Genomic DNA, 18,209 nt, shown 5'->3' with positions numbered 1-18,209 from the left:
CGGACGGCACGTCGTGTTCCAACACCAATTTACTTTCCGCTGCGGTCCGGCGGCCCGTTCCCGCCCCCACGTTGTCCCTCTTCCCCCAACCTGCCTATAGTGGCCCTACCCGCACCCCTCTCTGAGCACCGTCCTGCCGTCCAGCACGTTCTGCCACCTACAAGGAGAGAACCCCATGGAAAACCGCACGCTTGGTTCACTGACCGTTTCTGCCCTCGGCCTCGGCTGCATGGGCATGAGTGAGTTCTACGGCGAAGGGGACGACCGCGAATCCCTCGCCACCATCAGCGCCTTCCTCGACGCCGGCGGCAGCCTGTTGGATACCGCCGACATGTATGGGCCGTTCACCAACGAAAAGCTGGTGGGCAAGGCCATCGCCGGCCGTCGTGAGGACGTCGTGCTGGCCACGAAGTTCGGGAACGAACGGCGCGAGGATGGCTCCTGGGTGGGCATCAACGGCAGGCCCGAATACGTCCGGTCCGCCTGCGACGCAAGCCTGCAACGCCTCGGCGTCGACCACATCGACCTGTACTACCAGCACCGGGTGGACAAGACAGTCCCCATCGAAGAAACGGTGGGCGCCATGGCCGAACTGGTCCAGGCCGGGAAGGTCAGGCACCTGGGACTCTCCGAGGCCGCGCCGGACACGATTCGCCGCGCCCACGCGGTACATCCCATCACCGCATTGCAGACCGAGTACTCCCTCTGGGAACGGGAGCCGGAAACGAAAGTCTTTCCCGTCCTGGCAGAGCTGGGCATCGGATTCGTTCCCTACAGTCCGCTCGGCCGCGGTTTCCTGACCGGGCAGATCCGCAGCGAGGCCGACTTCGCCGAGAACGACTTCCGCCGGCACTCCCCGAGGTTCCAAGGCGAGAACTTCAAGCGCAACCTGGAACTCGTGGACCGGGTGAAAGAACTCGCCGACGAGAAGCAATGCACCCCGGGGCAGCTGGCCCTCGCGTGGCTGCTGGCTCAGGGCGAGCACATCGTCCCGATCCCCGGCACCAAGAAGCGCGAACGCCTGGCCGAGAACCTGGGGGCCACCGCCGTCGAACTCTCCGAACAGGACCTGAAGCGCCTCGACGAACTGGCCCCGGCAGGGTCCACCGCCGGCGCGCGCTACCCCAACATGGCCAGCATCGACGTCTAGGCATTGGCAAGCGAGGGCGGCCACCCCGAGCGTCTCACTAGAAACAAGACAATCGGCCTGCGTTGGTTACCACGCAGGCCGATTGTTTTGGGGCTAGCTCTTGAAGGAAGAGCTTAGCCGTCATCGCCGGCAGGCGTCGTGGTAGCGGTGTAGCCCTCGAGCTTGAGCGCCGCCTGGGCGTATTCGTTGGTGAAGGTGCCACCGACCGGAATCTTCGCATGATGCAGTCCGGGACGAACTGACCCTCGTCCGTGTTCAGCGCGGAGACGCAGCTGTGGTTCTAGACAAAGCTGTGGGCAGCTTGAACCCAAAGAATAAGCCGATTTGCTGCTATCTGAGGGTTGACTCTCAGATGCTGGAGGTCTAGCCTAAAAAAACCGTTCACCCGGTTTTCATTTGCATCTGTTCGATGGGGAATAGCTATGCGACTAGCAAGGAAATTTGTTCTGGCTCTAGCGGTGGTCCTGGCCTTGTTTGCCATAGCACCGCCATCTCAAGCGTCTACTTCTGTGTCCACTCCGGCACCATCACTGAACCAACCAAGCCCCGCGGGCGACCAAGCGAGTCCGGATGGATTGTGGTGGCCGGAAGTAGATGTGTACGTTGGCTGCGGCGGAAGCTCGTTTTCATACAGTGGCGGAGCCTGGGACCTCCAGGCGGGCGCGTGGTACGAGACGTGGTGGTCAATAAGTTTCCCGGACGGCTCAGGTACGTTCGACCTCCGCCCACGCCAGACGCTCCAAGCGAGCAGGACCGGATTTCTAACGACGTCGACCTTCTACGCCTCAAACCACGGCGCAGGTCGATATGTTGCCACGATGTATCTCAAGAAGGATGGAAATACTGTCGGTCAACACGCAACAGAATGCTACAAGTGAGACACTGGCCCCATGACGAGCTATGAAGTTAGGGCTGGCGACAGCAGCACCATCGGGCCTCTTCAACTGAAGAGCATCTGGCGTGAGCACGAGTTCAGAAACTTCGACCTCATGGTCATACTGCAAGTGTCCGGGTGCGAGCACATAGCCGAGCGAGTGATCAGCGGTGATCCGGTATCATCCGAGGAAAAGTCGGTTCTCGAAATAGCGAATGATTTGGCCAAGCAAAAGGGCTACCTTCCCCTGTTTGACATGACCGATGGCAACGCACGTATCTCCGAGAATGCCGGACCGGAGCTGGCAAAATTCTTCAAATCCAACGAATGGCTAACGAGAAATCGAAGGAGTACGCGGCGGCTCTAACTCCGCGCATCCGCAAGTAAAGAAACAAAAAAAATCGGCCTGCGTGGATTACCACGCAGGCCGATTGTTTAGGAGCTAGTAGAGATTAGCCGTCGTTGCCGGCGGGGGTGGTGGTAGCGGTGTAGCCCTCAAGCTTGAGTGCGGCCTGGGCGTACTTCTGGGTGAAGGTGTCGGGGATGTTGACCTTGGAGGTGTCAACGCCGATGGTCTTCTCTTCGTCGAAGATGGTCTTCGGGCCGCCGGCGGGCATGATGCCGTCCGGGAGGAACTGGCCCTTGTCCTGGTTCAGCGCTGCGACGTACTGGTCCTTGGAGATGGTGCTGTTCTGGACGAAGGTCTGGGGCAGCTTGTCGGCGATGTCCTGGGCGGAGTGGGTGCTGATCCAGTGCATCGTGTCGACGAGGGCGTTGACAACCTTCTGGGCTGCGTCTTCGTGGGTCTTGACCCAGTCCGACTGGGCGAGGAGGCCAGCCGACGGCAAGGTGCCGCCAAGTGCTGCGGTGGCTCCCTCAGTGGTGGCGAGGTCAATCGCGGAAGTGGCGAGGTTCTTGCTCTCGAGGGCACCGACCGTGGGCTGGGTGGTCATGACGCAGTCAGCGGAGCCGCGCTGGATGGCCGCGATGGCGGTTGATCCGGCGCCGACGGCGATCGTGTGGTAGTCAGTCTTGGCGAGGCCGGCCTTCGCGGCGATGAACTGGGTGAGCTCATCGGTTCCCGAGCCGAGGTCGGTAACGCCGACGGTCTTGCCCTTGAGGTCCGCACCCGTCTTCACGTTCGCCTTGGGGCTGCACATGATGCGTTCGCCCGGTGCGCTCGAGAGCTGTACGAGGTTGATGACGTTCTTGCCCTTGGACTGGAAGTCGACGGTGTGGACGTACCAGGCACCGGCCATGTCCACCTGCCCCGATGCCATCGCGTCTTCGGCGCCAACGCCACCCTGCTGCTCGGTAGAGAGCTCCACCTTCACGCCGTACTTCTGGTAGTAGCCAAGCTGCTCTGCGAGCTGGTACGGCAGGTAGATCTGCTTGTCGATGCCGCCAACCATCATCTTCACGGTGGGCATCGAGGCGGCGTCCGCGGAAGCACCGCCGCTCGCAGTGCTGCTGCTGCTTGCGGAGCTGGTGCCGCAAGCAGCGAGGCTCAGTGCGATCACTCCGGCAGCGCCGACGGCGTAGATCTTGTTCTTCATCATGGTTGTGCTTTTCCTTCTATTGTGAGGATTCGAGCGTTGGGTAAGTGGGGTGCAAGACGGCGAGCGTCAGATCGCCTGGGCTTCGGAACGGTTTGGTGGCCGCCACTTGAGCAGGGTGTGCTCTAGCAGGGCGATGAGGTATTCCGCGCCGAGCGTGATGACTGCGATGATCACCATGCAAGCGAAGACCGTGTTGGGATCGAAGGTCCCCTGTGCCTGGCTGATGATCAGGCCGATTCCCTGCTGGGCACCGAGCACTTCAGCAACAAGCGCACCGATGATCGCGAAGCCGAATGCCGTGTGCAAGCTCGCGATGATCCAGGTCATAGCCGAGGGAATGGTCACGTGGATCGCTACCTGAAGCGGCGATGCACCCAGGACTCGGACGTTTCCGACGAGGTTCTGGTCCACTTCACGAACGCCCTGGAAGGCGTTGAAGAAGACGACGAAGAAGACCAGGACCGCTGCGAGCAGCACCTTCGGGAAGACGCCGAGGCCGAACGCCACGATGAAGATCGAGCCGAGCACGATTCTGGGGATGGAGTTCACGATCCGGATATACGGGCCGACAACTTCCGACAGGTACTTGTTCGAGCCCAAAAGGATCCCGAGCACGACGCCGACGAGCGTGCCGAGCAAGAAGCCGTAAATCGCTTCCTGCATGGTGACCCAGAGGTTTTCCCAAATGGTGCCGAATGCCGTGCCCTCGGTGAAGAGCTTGACCAGGCTGTTCCAGATTTCGGTCGGCTGGCCGAAGAAGAACTTGTCCACCCAGCCCTCCGTGGTGAACCACTGCCAGCCACCGATCACAACGAACGCGAGAATGGCACGGCCGGCCCAAACCCACGTGGTGCGACGGTTCATGGCACGCCGGGCGGAAACCTTGAGCTCACTCGCTTGTGCTTTCTCTTGCTCTTGCACGGGAGCACCTCTACTGATTGTGGTTGTCATGCTGCTACACCCGCCGATTGCTTGTAAGCGCGGGTGACTTCGTCCTTCAAGGACTCCCAGATCTGGCCCTGCAGCTCCAGGAATCGCTCCTCGTGCCGGATCTTCTGGACATCTCCACGCGGCCGGGGCAGATCGATGTCGAAGACATCCTTGATGGTGCCCGGGCTGCTGGTCATGATGACCACCTTGTCGGCGAGCGCCACGGCTTCGTCGAGGTCGTGCGTGATGAACAGGACAGAGGGGCGCAGTTCTTCCCAGAGCGCCAGCAGCTCGTTCTGCATGATGGCCTTGGTCTGCACGTCGAGGGCGCCGAACGGCTCATCCATCAAGAGGATCCGCGGGTTGTTGATCAGCGCCGCCGCCATGGCGACGCGCTTGCGCATGCCGCCGGACAACTGGTGCGGATAACGGTCCTCGAAGCCGGCCAGGCCCACGCGGCGCAGCCAGTCCCTTGCGAGCAAGGTGGCTTCCTTCTTCGGCGTCCCGAGCAGGACCGGGCCGATCAAAACGTTTCCGAGAACGGTCTTCCACGGGAAGAGCGCGTCTGCTTGGAACATGTAACTGACGCCATTGGTGATGCCGTCAACCAGCTGGTCGTGGACCCGCACCGAGCCGGCGCTCGGCCGTTCCAGGCCGGAGACCTGGGCCAGGGTGGTCGACTTGCCGCAGCCCGTCGGTCCGACGATCGCGCAGAACTGGCCGGGTTCGACCCTCAACGTCACATCGCGGATGGCAGTGAATGTCTCGTTCTTGGGAGTGAGGTAACGCTTGGTCAACCCGACGATGTCGATGCCCGCGGCGTCCTCAGTCCTCTCGGGGGCCCCGGGCGGCCGGTTGGGGTGGATAGCATTCATAACGCTAAGACCTCTCTGTCTTTGGAATCCCTTCATTGGGATTTCCTTGAATTCGTGATGTGGATCACGGCAACTGTGTCAAGCTTAGGAAGGGAGCATCCGGGCCAGAAGTCTTCAGTAAGTTGTGCGCCTTAGCCGCAAAAATGCACGTTTTGTGCGTTTTCTGCCGTCGCTTCAACTACCGGAACGCCCGTACCGGCGCGGACATGGAAAGGAGTCCAAACCTTGATTAGGACATTGGTCGTCGACGACGATTTCCGGGTCGCCGGAATCCACGCTGCCCGCGTGGCCAGAGTTGATGGTTTCGAATGTGTCGGTCAGGTGTACAGCGCCGCAGCCGCGCGGGAGGCGATAGCGCGCCTCAACCCGGACTTGCTCTTGCTGGATGTACACCTGCCGGACGAGGACGGGATCTCGATGCTGCGGTCCCTGCAGGCGGCCGGAACCGACGTCGACTGCATCGTCATTACCGCGGCCCAGGACCTGGCCACCGTCAAGTCAGCGATGACCAGCGGCGCGGTCTATTACATGGTCAAGCCGTTCAGCTTTGACCGGCTCCGCACGCAATTGGAGGCGTACCGGAGCTGGCGGCAGGAGCTGGATTCCGCTTCAACTGCCGATCAAGCCACCATTGATAGCCTCTACAACGCGCGCTCCGCCGGGGTCAGGCCCGCGGCTCCGGCGCCGCGCCTGCAGCCCACCATGCAGAAAGCGCTCGACGCCGTCCGCGCCGCCGGGGGTCCCGTCAGCGCCGCTGAAATCGCCGGACAGCTTGGGGTCAGCCGCCCGACGGCGCAGCGTTACCTCAGCGTCCTGGAACAAAAAGGCCTTCTCGTCTTGGACCTCACGTATGGCGGCACCGGCCGGCCGCTCAACTCCTACACGGTGAGTTGAGCGGCCGGCCGGCTACCTCTTGCCTACTCGGCCGCTGACTACTCGGCTGCGGCGGGCTCGGCCTGCTTCACGAGGGCAGCCTCGAGGTTGATCTTCACCTTGTCGCTCACCAGGAAACCGCCGGTCTCGAGCGCTGCGTTCCACGTCAGTCCGAAGTCCTTCCGGCTGATCTCGGTTTCGGCGGAGAACCCGGCGCGGGTCGCGCCGAAAGGATCAACCGCGACGCCGGTGAACTCAACTTCCAGCTCCACCGGCTTGGTAATCCCGCGGATGGTGAGGTCGCCCGTCAGAGTGTAGTCATCGCCGTCGCCCTCTACGCTGGTGGCCCGGAAGGTCATCTCCGGGAACTTCTCGACGTCGAAAAAGTCGGCGCCGCGGACGTGGGCGTCACGGTTGGCATCGCCGGAGTCGAAGCTCGCGGTCTTGACCGTTGCGTGGAGCGAAGCGTCGGCCAACGACTCGCGGACGCGGGCCTCGGCGCTCGCGTCAGTGAAGCGTCCGCGGACTTTGCTGATGCCGGCGTGCCGGACGCTAAAGCCGATCTCGCTGTGAGCCATGTCGAGCAGCCAGATGCCGGAAGTCAAACCTTTGGGAAGAGTCATGGTGGATCTCCTGTTTCGCAAGAATGTCGCTTGGATCGATCCCTTCCACCCTTGTTGAGCCCGAACTTGAAGTCAAGGACTCCAGCTCCCTATCTAGCCGACAAGGTCGAGGTCCGGTCTGGTCCCGGCCTGATCAGTGGTGAGCGGGTGGCGTCGACCACCTCGTTGCGCTGCGGCGCCGGCGAGGACCACCAGCGTGATGCCGACAAACTGGATGAGCGAGGGCTGCTGGTGGAGCACGAGCAGTCCGAGGAGAACGCCGAAGGCGGGTTCGAGCGCCATCAGGGTGCCGAAGGCGGCTGAAGTCATCCGGCGCAACGCGAGCAACTCCAAGATGAAAGGCAACACGGGCATCAGGACAGCCACTGCGACTGCGGTAGCGAGGACACCGAAGGTGAGCTGTCCAGCGGCTTGCGGGATACCTACCACCGCTGCCGTGAGGGCAGCCACGGGAACCGTGAGCGAAAGTGTCCCGATGCCAGTGAAACGATCGCCAACGCGTTGGGTGAGCAGAATGTAGGCCGCCCACCCGCCGGCGGCGAGGCAGGCGAACCCGATACCCGCCAGGTCGACTTGCCCTTGCCAGGGGTCGGTGAGCTGGACGACTCCCACCAGTGCGAGCGCAGGCCAGAGAAGGGCCCTCGCGTTGTGACTGCGCACGGAGGCGACGGTCAAGGGGCCAAGGAACTCGATCGCGACGGCGGTGCCGAGCGGGATGCGCTCGATCGCGGCGAGGAAGGCAATGGTCATCAGCCCCGTGGCGACACCCAGTGCCAGGAGCACCGGCACATCGCGACGGCGTACCGCACGCAGCGGAGGCCGGGCCACTGCCAGGAAGATGAGCGCTCCCACGCTGAGCCTCAGCCAAGCGGTGCCGGCCGCACCCACCACAGGGATCAGGTCTACCGAAAGGGCGGACCCCAGCTGTACCGAGAACATCGCGGCAACGGCCAGCCCCCATGGTGGCACTGCGGCGCCGCGGATTGCGCGTTTACTCATGCCGGTGTCCGGACCCTACGCCGGGTTCGAAGACGGCCAGGGAAAACCTCGCCGGCTCCGTGCCCGGATTGGCATAGGAATGCGCCACGTTGCCCGGGAAGCTGACAGCGTCACCGGTATCGAGGGTGATCGCTTGCCCTGCGACCTCGACCACCACTGTGCCTTCCTGAACCTGCAAAAGTTCCTTGGTACCCGGTGTGTGGGCCTCGCTTACGTGACTGTCACGCGGGCTCAAAGTCCAATCCCACAGTTCAACCACGTCCGGCGATTCTGTGCCGGCCACCAGCACCCCTTGGCCACCGGAAGCACTGCTCCACAATGCCGCTCCTTCACCGCGGCGGGTAACCTTTACCGGTTTGGGCTGGGGCGATTCGACCAAGGCCGGCAGCCCGACTCCGAGCGCGTCGCTGATCCTCAGCAGGGTTCCAACGCTTGGATTCGCGGCGCCCTGCTCGACGTTGACCACCATTCGGCGGCTTACACCTGCAGCATCCGCCAACTGATCAAGGGTCCAGCCCCGCGACTGCCGCTCCTGCCTGACCCGGGCGCCGATTGCGGATGCCAGGGCAGTTGTACTCTCATCCATAAGTGCATCATACTGCACTTATAGTGCACTGCGAATTGTCCACTTCTTACCGGTGAAGCGCCGTCCGATTCCACTTTTCACAATCCCTTAGATGCTGATGGGCGAGAATAGCGATCCTGGTTGCAGGTCTAGTTCCGTTTGTGGGTCTTGGTGTGGCGGGGTGAGGTTGAGGACGCAGTCTTCGAAGCGGCGGATGGTCCTTTTGATTTAGGGCGAGATCGTGGCTAGGTCTTCGGGGTCGATGGTGTGGCCTTCGGCGGCGAGCTCGTTGGCGGCGGCGGTGATATCGCAGGCGGTGGAGTAGATGACGATGTTGGCCAGCAGTTCGTTGAACCTGACGATCTTTTCTTGCTGGTCGGGGTCGTCATGACTGCTCATTTCGTTGCCGGAGGCCAGCCCAGTGTAGATTTACGGGTTTCTGTATTTGATGAAAGCTGCTAGGGAGCTGTTTCGTCATTCACTCTTGTCTGGACGATTGGAGATCGATCGCCGTCTTAGGTAAATGATCGCAATCGCTGTCAGGATCGGGAGGCTGAACATCGCCCCGAATGACCTTGGCCCAGGCACGCTCCCGTCGAACCATGGCATCAGGATCGACAGGAAGTTCCACGACCGTGACGACCAATCTATCCCCGTTGGAGTAATGGCTTCGCTGACAAAAACCGCCGGGAAGAAGACCACCACCGGAATAATGCCCACCGTGTAAGGCCCCAACGACGGCGGCTGACGGTGTCGCGCTCTGCAGTCACCCCATCATTCCTCTCAACTGACACGCCTCCCATGAATGTTGCATTCGCTCTTTAATACAACTGGCGGCCATGGACGCCTGCCGTGGCTTCCCGTCCAGGATGTCTCTCTCGATTCCGCTCGGGCGCGGGAGACGATCTCTTTGAACCGGGCTGGTTCCAGGTATGGTTCGCCGGGCTTCCTGATCACTCGTCCCACGTATGGGTCTCGTTGCTCAAGATCTATGTGGTTACTTGGACTGGTCGTGTACCCCGCCTCGACTTCTGCGCTGTCCTTGTTGAATGCAGCCATGATCAGGTACAGCAGCGGTCCAATCGTGATCATTATCAATATGATCAGCGAGGTCATCACCCGTTGGACCCACAAATTCAAAAAACTGAGGACGGCCCCTGTGAGAGGGAGGGGAGGAAAATCTTCGTGTATTTCGTTCTGGTATTTGCCAACCAGTATGCCGAGGGGCCGTCCAGAAGTGTCCCCGGGTCTTCGTGATTCACCAATCTAGGATACCCAGTGGCGTCCCAGGCCAGAATTGTCGACACGTGGTCAAATTCTTTTGGATTTCTTTCCAGCTCTTACCGCCCCCTTGCGCTGCGAATGCCTGGTCTGTGCAGGTGTCGAAGCTGGTGACGCATCCAGTGACTGACGAGAAATCAGTCGGCCCAGATATGTATGAATTGTAGGAATTCGAGGGGGAAGCGCACCCTGTACCACCATCATCCTCCGAGATCTGTGTAGCGGACAGCCCAAGAGGGTCCATCTTGTTCAGCGGATCGCTATTCGCATAGCTGTAGATGGCCTTGGTAAGGGCTGCGAGCGAGTCTGCATTGAGAAATTGGGCTGTTTGCGGGTCGTAGTACCGGTTCCTGACAGACGGGATGTCAGGAAACCTTGACAAGGGCGATGCGCGTTCCGTGAGGCTGCGCAATGGCCGAAGTTTGTATATTTGTAAATGCGTATATTCGAATACTACGAACTTGCGAAGTCCGTAAGTACGCTTGTTTCTGAACCTGTAAGTTCAATCAGGTTAGCTGCGGACCCCTTGGGTGGCCGGTTGAGCAACACAACGAAGAAGCCCTTCCCGGTCATTGACCCGGGGAGGGCTTCTTTGCGGGGCTCTGCCGAGTTGGCCCCCACGTCTTGGACAAGAAGACCCGGGGAACGGTCAACTATGCGTCGTGCCTTGACTCATTGTCTAGTTTCTTTCGGCTTCTGCGCAGCGCTGCCACCGTAATCCAGGCAACGGCGCTGATGAATGCAATCGCCATGACAACGAGGAGAATAACGGTCATCCAGTTCGGTTCTCGCATGTTCCTATCCTAGTCATTACGGTGAAGTGTCCCACCGTGAGCTGTTCTGGACGTAAAAGGTCAACGACGCCGTTGTGGAGTACCAACCCATGTTCACGAGAGCGCTTGCGCGTGCGCGGGCTGCGCCGGAGCAGTTCTGCACTCCTTGGAGGACTTCCTGGGTGATTCCGCCCACAGATCCGACACCGCTGTACCAGGCTCCGTAGATGTTGTAGATCGCTCCGGCAAAGCTGGGCGCGCAGCTGCTGCCGAGGCGGCCGTCAGACTCGAAGGCCATAGTGAACGAGAACTGATCAGTGCGGACCTGGCAGTGCCTGAACTCGAACGTTCCGACACCGGTGTAGTCGGCACAGTTGGAGATGGACATGGGCGTTACCTCAGCCTTGGATCCCCCTGACCTGTGCTCGGTGGGGTTCTGGAAGGTAGTCAGCGAGACGGATCCGTCCCCGAACTCCTTCCTGACCTCCGTCTTATCCGGCTGCTTCTTGGTCTTGGTGCTGACGGGAGATGCACCTGTCATGGATTCGGGCACGACTCCCTTCTCCAGATTGGCAATCAGGCGGTCCCTGACTGGTGGAGCAATCCCTAGCCGCTCACTCGATTCCATCACAAAGGCGCGGTCGGAGCCGCTCAAAGTGTGGCCGTCAGCGGCTTGAGCCGGCGGCGCTAATACCATTGCCGTTGCCGCCAGGGCAGCGGCAACTAAGGCAGATCTGAATTTCATATTTCCCCCCAGTTGAGAAATGACCCGCCGTTTTTAGCGGGCTTGACGTGAAGCCTAGGTGATCGTCGAGGGTTACTCAACCGTTTTTATAAAGCATATTTTGTGGATCCTCGGTAGTGATTCATCCGCCATGGCAGCCACGCTGGGAGGCGCGGAACAACTAAGATGGGGTGTTTCACTAATTCACAAGCCTCCCCTTGACTGGCGGGCACCCTCAGTCGAGAGTGACACTTGTGAGGCGTGATGCCGTTCGGGAGTATCTAGCGAGTGCCCTGTGGGCGATGCCCACCTGCGCCGTCGTCGTCGCAATCATCGCGGGTGCGGGGCTCTCCGCGGTTCAGCTCGACGCCACGTCGCCCCTCGCAGTCCTCCTCTTCCAAGGGACCTCCGACGACGCGCGTAACCTGCTCATCGGGATCGCGAGCACCATGGTGACCGTCATCGCCGTCGTGCTCGGCCTCACCGTCGTGGCACTGCAGCTCGCGTCGACGCAGTTCAGCCCGCGGTTGCTGCGGAACTTCCTGCGCGACATCCCCAACCAGGTAACGCTCAGCGCGTTCGTGGCCACGTTCGCGTACAGCACCGCTGGTCTCTACACGGTGGGCATCGCCGCCGGACAGCGCACCCAGGACTACCCTCGCCTCGCGGTGAGCGGGGCACTCCTGCTGCTGTTCGTGAGCATGGTGATGCTCGTCTTTTTCGCCCACCATCTGTCCCATTCGATCCAGGTGGATCAAGTCATGAAGGGTGTCGAGAAGGCCACGCTCAAGGTGATCGAGCGGTCCTTTGTTCCCGGGGATCCCGGAATCCGCATGCCAAACCCGCCGCCCGGCGCCACGGCCCTGCTGGTACCGCAGTCGGGATATGTCCAAGCGTTCCACGTCGAGGCGTTCGTGGAGGCGCTCGCGAGCCGGGGCCTTGCTGCCCGGATGGTGCCCATGATCGGCCGGCACGTCGTCGCGGGTTCCCCGCTCGCCTGGGTGTGGGAGAGCAAAGGCGAGGGCGCACGTCCTCCCGCCCTCGACGGCGGCGCTGAACTGCGCCGTGCGCTCGCCCAGAGCGTGCGGATCGGTTACGAACGGACCCTCGAGCAGGACGTCGCCTTCGGGATCCGGCAACTCGCCGACGTCGCGTCCAAAGCGCTGTCGCCCGCGATCAACGATCCCTACACTGCGAACCAAGCGGTGGACCATCTCGGCTCGATCCTCGCGGCCCTCTCCATCCGGCAGCACGGGCCGCAGGCCGTGGTGGACGCGCAAGGCACCGTAAGACTTTACGTACCGGCCCGCGATTTCGCCTATCTCGTGGATCTGGCCCTCGGACAGGTGCGACGCTACGGCGCGAACGAGCCTCGCGTCGTCAGGGCCCTGTTGCGCGCGTGCCGTGAGCTCGTGTGGTTCGGCGACGCGGCCCACCACGCCGTCGTGCGTCAGTACGTCGAGACCCTCATGAGCGATGTGACCCGGCTCGTGGCCCAGCCAGCCGATCGCGACCCCCTCCTCGCGGAGGGCGCGGCGCTGCTGGAAGCCTTCGACGACGCCGACGGCGCGAGCGGCGCCGGCAGCTAGGGTTTGCCTGCCTGCGTCATTCGACTTCTGCTTCGGCGGCCACGTTGCGGATGCCGCGGGGGCGTCCTGCTTTAGTCCAGGCCCGGTAAAGGAGGCCTGCGACGGCGAGGCTGACGAGGGGAAACCCGCGGGAAAGATTGGCAACGAGAGTGAAGGCCACAGCGAGGGCTTGAGCTGCCGACCAGACTTCCCGGCTCACCTCCGAATGCCTCCCGCCCGCTTCTCGGAGCGCTGGCGGGTGACTCTATTGCGGAATCGATACTGGGGAACGGCGCCGATCTGCTGCATGAGGCTGAGGGTGTCAGTTGATCCCCAGTGCTCAGCAACTTTGCCGTCCTCGACGCGGATGATGTCGGTCCCGCCGAACTCGACGCTATTGCCTGATGCTGGAACGCCGGCCATGTCACCGCGGTGGGTACCCGTCATCACAACGTGGCACGCCTCGAAGGTTCCGTCCGTCAGCCACGGCTGTAATGTCTTGACCTTGATGTCCGGGAACGCTGTCCGGATGGCCGAGACGAAGAACCGAACGCCGTCCTTCCCAGGCGGTTGTCCGGGAAGTGCCTCTTCGTGGTCCACCAGGTTGTCCATCGCGAGCTCATCAATCAGATCCAGGTTTCCACCCTCGATGATTTCCTTGTAAAAACGCCCGATCAGTCCATTGTCATCAGTCATTTCCGACTCCTGTATGAGTGAGACCGTCCCATTTTTCCCCCGTACTTACATCCCGACGCCGGGCGCCATCCCGGGCGCAACGGCGATCGCCACGGCGATCACGGCCAGCGCGACGGCGACCAATCGGTTGGCGATCCGCCTCCACGGGAGCATCTTCTCCAAGGCAATGAACGCCCCCACCACAGCCATCCAGCCGACGCTCATCACGCCGAGTGCGAAGAGCGCCACCATGAGCGCCCAGCAGCAGGCGACGCACCATGCGCCGTGTTCGAGTCCAAGGCGCAGTGCACCAAAGGTCCCGTAGCGGATTCGGCGCAGGATGAAGTCCATCGGCGTCCGGCATTTCATCAGGGAGACGTTCTTGGCCGGCGTGAGCTGGTACAGGGCCGCCACAAAAATCACTGCGGCTGCAAGGTAGCGACCGCCCGGATCGGAGGAAAACAACCCCGGAACGAGGGCCGCGACCATCGCGTACAGCGTATAGGCGGCGAGGCCGAAGATCGTCCACGAGATCAGGTAGCCGGCCACGAATATGGCCGTGGAACCCGCAGGTGCATAGCGCCCGGTCTCGCGGCGGTGCTGGGTGATCCTGGCGTAAGCGACCACCATGGGCGCCACGGACGGAAACATCATCGCCGCAAGCATCACCACCCAGGTGGTGAGGAAGAAACCGAGCGGCCCGGGATCCGTCCAACGCCCCATGTCCATCCCGGACGTTTGTGCGGCAGAAACGATCCAGCTGACTGCCGCGAGGACGAGCAGAACCGCGACAAGACCGGCCTCGCGTGGATCCATCCTGAACGCTGTGGCGCGCATGGCTCTCATGACATTTCCCAAGACATTGAGGACTCTCCTCGCTAGCACCATCGACTAGCGGAGCTCCCCCAAAGGCAGCGCCGAAATCACTCATTTTGAGACCCACGAACCTCGTAAGGCCGACGATATTCCGGCCTCATGAGGGTGTCAATATGCTCTGCTTGCCGGAGCGCAAGCCTCCCGGCGACGCACTTCAGTTCCCCGTGGCCGGGACTACGTCCCCGTTTCGAGGCGGACCGGGCAACCGGCATGCCGTTGGACGCCTCCGTCGCAGGCAGTCAACGCGCGGCTCTGGGGAGCAGCATCGCAGAGACCACGCCGACAGTGCTTGTCCAACGCACAGCAACCCCAAAGCTACAGCGCCCTCACGAACGATCGAACAAGGAGGTCGTCGGAACTGTAGCTGCCTGCCCACGATGCGAAACTTTCGTTGATCGCCAGCATGTACAGGCTAACGCGGAATGTACCTTCGTGAGTGCCGTTGAGTCCGGACGAAATATGGGGATAGAAGTCCTTATGCTCTTCAAAGCTGGCAAAGATTCCTTCCAGAAGCGCCTTGCGGTCGGGACTAAGGAACCACTCCGACGGCTCATCGGGCTTCGACTCTGCGTATTTTGGGTCCGCTTCCTCCCACGAGTCGAGCCATTCCGCAGGGGCATCGAGTGCAGCTTCAACTTCGATGCTCATCCCCCTTAAAGTGCCACGAATTGTGTGCCACGAGCCCAGTTCACGAGTTTCAAGGCCCGTGACCCTGATTCTGACTGTTGTTGTGTCCATTTGAGCTTGCTCGTGCAGACCGATACGCGGTTCATCCGGGTGCATTCTCGGCCGTACATAGGCATGTCCGTCGGCCCCCATGAACAGCCGACCGCGCGCTTCGACCAAGCTTCCGTCTTGGACAGGAAGTAATAACTGGCGTCTGCTTGGTGCACTATTTCCAGCCATAGGATGTACTGACCTTTCATCTGACGCGGGGCACAGGTTGCACTGCTGCCGCGAGAGGCGAGGTGCGGCTCCTTAGCGCGAAGAACGTCCCTATAGTTGCGATTGAAATAAGCAGCAACGACTCTCGAAGGAGTATGCCCAGGGGTGCGAGCATGATAGGGCCGTTCTGCAGCATGTGTTCACCCAGATCCGTTCCATGGATCAGCAGAACGAGCGCGGCAGCTGCTACGAAGATCCGCGTGCGCGTCCGTCCCAGGAACCAGAGCACGATAAGGGCCGGGATCAGATAGACCCAGTGATGCACCCAACTTACAGGTGAGACAAGATTGGCAGTCATTCCGACAGTCAGAACCGCCGCCAGCGTCTGTCCCGCGCGGAAGATCTCCGCAGCAGCCAACAAGCCGAGAAGGGCCACAACGATAACGATGACCTGGGAGGGCGAGACCGCCCAATGCCCGATCGCTCCGGCCGCCCCCTGTATGGAGTTGTTGCCCGCGCTGGCGAACTGGGTGCCGAGATCAACCTTCGAGCTGAGCTGCCACACGTTTGAGAACCAATAGGTGACTGACATGGCGGGAAACATGATCCCGCCAATAATGACCGTCCCGACGAAACCGACAGTGGCGGAGACCGCCATATGCCATTGTCTTGTCATCAAGAGATAAGGAATGAAGATGGCCGGGGTCAGCTTGATACCGGCAGCGACCCCGATCAACACCCCTTTCGGAACGAACCGGGACCACCTTCTATTGGTGTGACGACAGAAATCCGCGAGACAGAGTCCAGCGAGGAACAAGTTGATCTGACCCCACACCAAGTGCTGGGCGACGATGGTGGTACAACAGCCCAGCAAAAGAAGCGCGAGCCATATCGTCCGGCGCCTGGGCAAAGACTGCGGCAGGCAAACACCAATGATGAACGCCAAAATTGCTACGCAGCCCGTGGTCCACAGCATGAAGGACACCTGGGAAGGAAACAAACTCGTGACAGATAGGAGCGCAGCTGCAAACGGCGTGTAAACGAAAGGCAGACCCTCGGCCGGCAAAAGTTCCCCAAAAATGTTGCGGGAATAGATGTCTCCCCCGGGCCAAGACGCTACCGAAGCGTACCGATAAACCAAGAAGTCCACCGGAGGGTAGACGCCGAGATTGAGCAGATACAGGCTGGCAAAGATGATCCCCAGCGCCGGGACAATTGTCATTAATGGCCACATCCGAACAACGCCGCTCAAAATTTCGGCTAACGTGAAAGGACGTTTCCGGTAGGACTTAGCCACGTAGTCAAGTGCCCGCCGGACTTTCTCTTCGAACACTTCCCAGCTCCTCACGCAGACACCCCAGCTTTGAAATGTGAGCCTGGCTGCCTTCCAAGTCTGAGGAGAGCGCCCCAGAGCCCTAGCCTGACAATCTATCCAACGCTACGGTCGAAAATCATCACTGGGTGTCCATTGCACTGAAATTGAGTGGGCATCGCACCGAAAATGAGTGGTCAAGCTGGGTCGGAGTAGGTATAGGGGTCTATCGAGCCGCAGCGGGTTTCGGAGCGGCGCGATGGGACCTATCCCACGGCCCCCGGCTTCCGCCAAGCCAGCGCCAGCACAAACACCACCGCGCTCAGGCCCAGCATCACGAGCACCATGAGCCCCCAGTTTGCCTGGTTGACCCCGGGCCCGTACAGCACACCAATGAGCACCGTCGCAGTGATGGCCCCGAGGTATCGGCACGTCTGGAAAATCCCGGCTGCCACTCCCCTGTCCTCAGGCCGCGCGGACACATACAAACCTTGGTTCGACGCCGTGCTGACCACGCCATACGGAATACCCATCAGCGCCGTGAGTATGAGCACCAGCGGGGGCCAGAAGGACAGCGTCAGCACCCCGAGCGCACCGGAAGCCACCGCCAAAAGCACGACGCCAGCGATCATCACGGACCGTACGCCGAACCGCTCAATGAACCGCACCGTCACCGGCGTCACGAAAACCGACATGGCAGCAAGGGGCAGCATCAGCAGGCCGACCACGCCGGCGTCGTACCTTCCGGCCTGCTGCAGCAACTGCGGAAGCCCGAAGAAGGCAAAATAGTAGACCGCACTGAACACCGCGAAACCCAAGTACAACAGCAACAGCGGCCGGTTCCGGCCGAGCAGCCGCAAGTCCAGGAACGGCGGACTGAACCGGAACTCGCGCCATGCGAACAGCCCCGCCAAGACAACAGCGACGGCGACGAACCACCAGCGATAAGCCGGCATGACGTTGAGCAGCGCCATCATCGCGAGCGTCAGGGAGGCGATGAACGCCAGGATGCCCGGAATGTCGGAATCGCGCAGGAGGGCGGAGAGCTTGCCGCTTTCGCGTCCGACGTCGGGCGGCGCCACCCGCCGCACCACGATCAGGGCCAGAAGCGAGATCGGCACGTTGATCGCGAACAGCGCCTGCCAGCCGACAAGGCTCACCAAGAGACCGCCGACGACGGGCCCCACCGCTGCTGCCGAGGTGTTCGCCATCTGGATCCGGCCCAGGGGCCGGGTGGAGCTGATGTTCGCCTGCCGGCTGAGCGTCGAGACCATCACGACGGCGCACGGGTACGCCGTCGCGGTCCCCACCGCCATGAGCGCGCGCGCCACGCAGACCAGTGCGAAGTTCGGCGAGAACGGCGCCAGAAGGCAGGAAATGGCAACCACCGCCATGCCGAAGGTGAACAACCTCCGCGGACCGAAACGGTCCGCGAGCCGGCCCATGAGCGGCTGGCCAGCCGCGGAGGCGAGGTAGAAGGACGTGATCACCCAGGTGACCGTGGCGACGTCGAGCGCAAAGTCCTGGCGCAGAACCACGAGCGCAACCGCGATCATCGATGAGTTAAGCGGATTCAGCGCCGTCCCGAGACTCAATGCAGCGATCGCTAGGCCGGGGCGGGGTTTGTTGCTCACGTCCCTAAGTCTGGTCCATCGTTGCCTCAGGTC

Annotated in this window: 19 protein-coding genes; 4 read left to right on the top strand and 15 right to left on the bottom strand. The window is 61.5% G+C overall.

The window, feature by feature from the left end:
* Window positions 1–175 precede the first annotated feature (175 nt).
* Window positions 176–1,150, top strand: a complete 975-nt coding sequence (locus tag OIT41_RS05025) for an aldo/keto reductase (RefSeq protein ID WP_264637489.1) — start codon at window positions 176–178, stop codon at window positions 1,148–1,150.
* A gap of 890 nt (window positions 1,151–2,040) precedes the next feature.
* On the top strand, window positions 2,041–2,391 hold the full coding sequence (locus OIT41_RS05020) for a hypothetical protein (RefSeq protein WP_241710755.1): 351 nt from the start codon (window positions 2,041–2,043) through the stop codon (window positions 2,389–2,391).
* Window positions 2,392–2,476: 85 nt separating this feature from the next.
* Here OIT41_RS05020 and OIT41_RS05015 read toward each other — a convergent pair whose 3' ends face one another.
* The 3 genes from OIT41_RS05015 to OIT41_RS05005 form a co-directional block, all read right to left on the bottom strand.
* On the bottom strand, window positions 2,477–3,583 hold the full coding sequence (locus OIT41_RS05015; protein ID WP_264637488.1) for an ABC transporter substrate-binding protein: 1,107 nt from the start codon (window positions 3,581–3,583) through the stop codon (window positions 2,477–2,479).
* Window positions 3,584–3,649: 66 nt separating this feature from the next.
* Window positions 3,650–4,504 (bottom strand): ABC transporter permease, encoded by an 855-nt coding sequence (locus tag OIT41_RS05010; RefSeq protein WP_216353788.1) that lies wholly within the window; start codon window positions 4,502–4,504, stop codon window positions 3,650–3,652.
* A 26-nt stretch (window positions 4,505–4,530) separates the two neighbouring features.
* Complete coding sequence (locus OIT41_RS05005; protein WP_078106100.1) at window positions 4,531–5,388, bottom strand: ABC transporter ATP-binding protein; 858 nt, start codon at window positions 5,386–5,388, stop codon at window positions 4,531–4,533.
* 225 nt (window positions 5,389–5,613) lie between these two features.
* On the opposite strand from OIT41_RS05005, the gene OIT41_RS05000 reads away from it, so the two are divergent.
* The gene (locus OIT41_RS05000; RefSeq protein WP_264637487.1) at window positions 5,614–6,282 is read left to right on the top strand and encodes a response regulator; all 669 of its coding nucleotides are present in this window, start codon (window positions 5,614–5,616) and stop codon (window positions 6,280–6,282) included.
* 38 nt (window positions 6,283–6,320) lie between these two features.
* Here OIT41_RS05000 and OIT41_RS04995 read toward each other — a convergent pair whose 3' ends face one another.
* The 6 genes from OIT41_RS04995 to OIT41_RS04975 form a co-directional block, all read right to left on the bottom strand.
* Window positions 6,321–6,884: a YceI family protein gene (locus OIT41_RS04995; RefSeq protein ID WP_078106102.1), complete on the bottom strand. Its 564-nt coding sequence runs from the start codon at window positions 6,882–6,884 to the stop codon at window positions 6,321–6,323.
* A gap of 93 nt (window positions 6,885–6,977) precedes the next feature.
* A complete protein-coding gene (locus OIT41_RS04990; protein WP_078106103.1) occupies window positions 6,978–7,883 on the bottom strand; it encodes an EamA family transporter in 906 nt (301 codons plus the stop codon).
* Window positions 7,876–8,469, bottom strand: coding sequence for a helix-turn-helix domain-containing protein (locus tag OIT41_RS04985; protein WP_078106104.1), 594 nt, complete (start codon window positions 8,467–8,469; stop codon window positions 7,876–7,878). The genes OIT41_RS04990 and OIT41_RS04985 overlap by 8 nt, the downstream gene beginning before the upstream one ends.
* Before the next feature lie 207 nt (window positions 8,470–8,676).
* Window positions 8,677–8,847, bottom strand: a complete 171-nt coding sequence (locus tag OIT41_RS04980) for a Tn3 family transposase (protein WP_216353789.1) — start codon at window positions 8,845–8,847, stop codon at window positions 8,677–8,679.
* An 859-nt stretch (window positions 8,848–9,706) separates the two neighbouring features.
* Window positions 9,707–10,111, bottom strand: coding sequence for an RHS repeat-associated core domain-containing protein (locus OIT41_RS20925; RefSeq protein WP_350309758.1), 405 nt, complete (start codon window positions 10,109–10,111; stop codon window positions 9,707–9,709).
* Between the two features lie 428 nt (window positions 10,112–10,539).
* Window positions 10,540–11,043, bottom strand: a complete 504-nt coding sequence (locus OIT41_RS04975; protein WP_139359562.1) for a hypothetical protein — start codon at window positions 11,041–11,043, stop codon at window positions 10,540–10,542.
* A 437-nt stretch (window positions 11,044–11,480) separates the two neighbouring features.
* On the opposite strand from OIT41_RS04975, the gene OIT41_RS04970 reads away from it, so the two are divergent.
* Window positions 11,481–12,815, top strand: a complete 1,335-nt coding sequence (locus OIT41_RS04970; RefSeq protein ID WP_264637486.1) for a DUF2254 domain-containing protein — start codon at window positions 11,481–11,483, stop codon at window positions 12,813–12,815.
* A 16-nt stretch (window positions 12,816–12,831) separates the two neighbouring features.
* Here OIT41_RS04970 and OIT41_RS04965 read toward each other — a convergent pair whose 3' ends face one another.
* The 6 genes from OIT41_RS04965 to OIT41_RS04940 all read right to left on the bottom strand — a co-directional run bounded on the left by OIT41_RS04965 (window position 12,832) and on the right by OIT41_RS04940 (window position 18,176).
* Window positions 12,832–13,014, bottom strand: coding sequence for a hypothetical protein (locus OIT41_RS04965; RefSeq protein WP_264637485.1), 183 nt, complete (start codon window positions 13,012–13,014; stop codon window positions 12,832–12,834).
* A complete protein-coding gene (locus OIT41_RS04960) occupies window positions 13,011–13,490 on the bottom strand; it encodes an ester cyclase (protein ID WP_264637484.1) in 480 nt (159 codons plus the stop codon). Before OIT41_RS04960 ends, OIT41_RS04965 begins: the two co-directional genes overlap by 4 nt.
* A 45-nt stretch (window positions 13,491–13,535) precedes the next feature.
* Complete coding sequence (locus tag OIT41_RS04955) at window positions 13,536–14,315, bottom strand: DUF2182 domain-containing protein (RefSeq protein WP_264637483.1); 780 nt, start codon at window positions 14,313–14,315, stop codon at window positions 13,536–13,538.
* Between the two features lie 345 nt (window positions 14,316–14,660).
* A complete protein-coding gene (locus OIT41_RS04950) occupies window positions 14,661–14,993 on the bottom strand; it encodes a hypothetical protein (protein ID WP_264637482.1) in 333 nt (110 codons plus the stop codon).
* 274 nt (window positions 14,994–15,267) lie between these two features.
* Window positions 15,268–16,563, bottom strand: coding sequence for a glycosyltransferase 87 family protein (locus tag OIT41_RS04945; protein ID WP_264637481.1), 1,296 nt, complete (start codon window positions 16,561–16,563; stop codon window positions 15,268–15,270).
* Window positions 16,564–16,808: 245 nt separating this feature from the next.
* Window positions 16,809–18,176: an MFS transporter gene (locus OIT41_RS04940; RefSeq protein ID WP_241710745.1), complete on the bottom strand. Its 1,368-nt coding sequence runs from the start codon at window positions 18,174–18,176 to the stop codon at window positions 16,809–16,811.
* Window positions 18,177–18,209: the final 33 nt, after the last annotated feature.

Source organism: Arthrobacter sp. YA7-1 (assembly GCF_025960325.1).
GTDB classification, from domain to species: Bacteria; Actinomycetota; Actinomycetes; order Actinomycetales; family Micrococcaceae; genus Arthrobacter; species Arthrobacter bambusae_A.
This window is presented reverse-complemented; position numbering and strand designations above follow the sequence as displayed.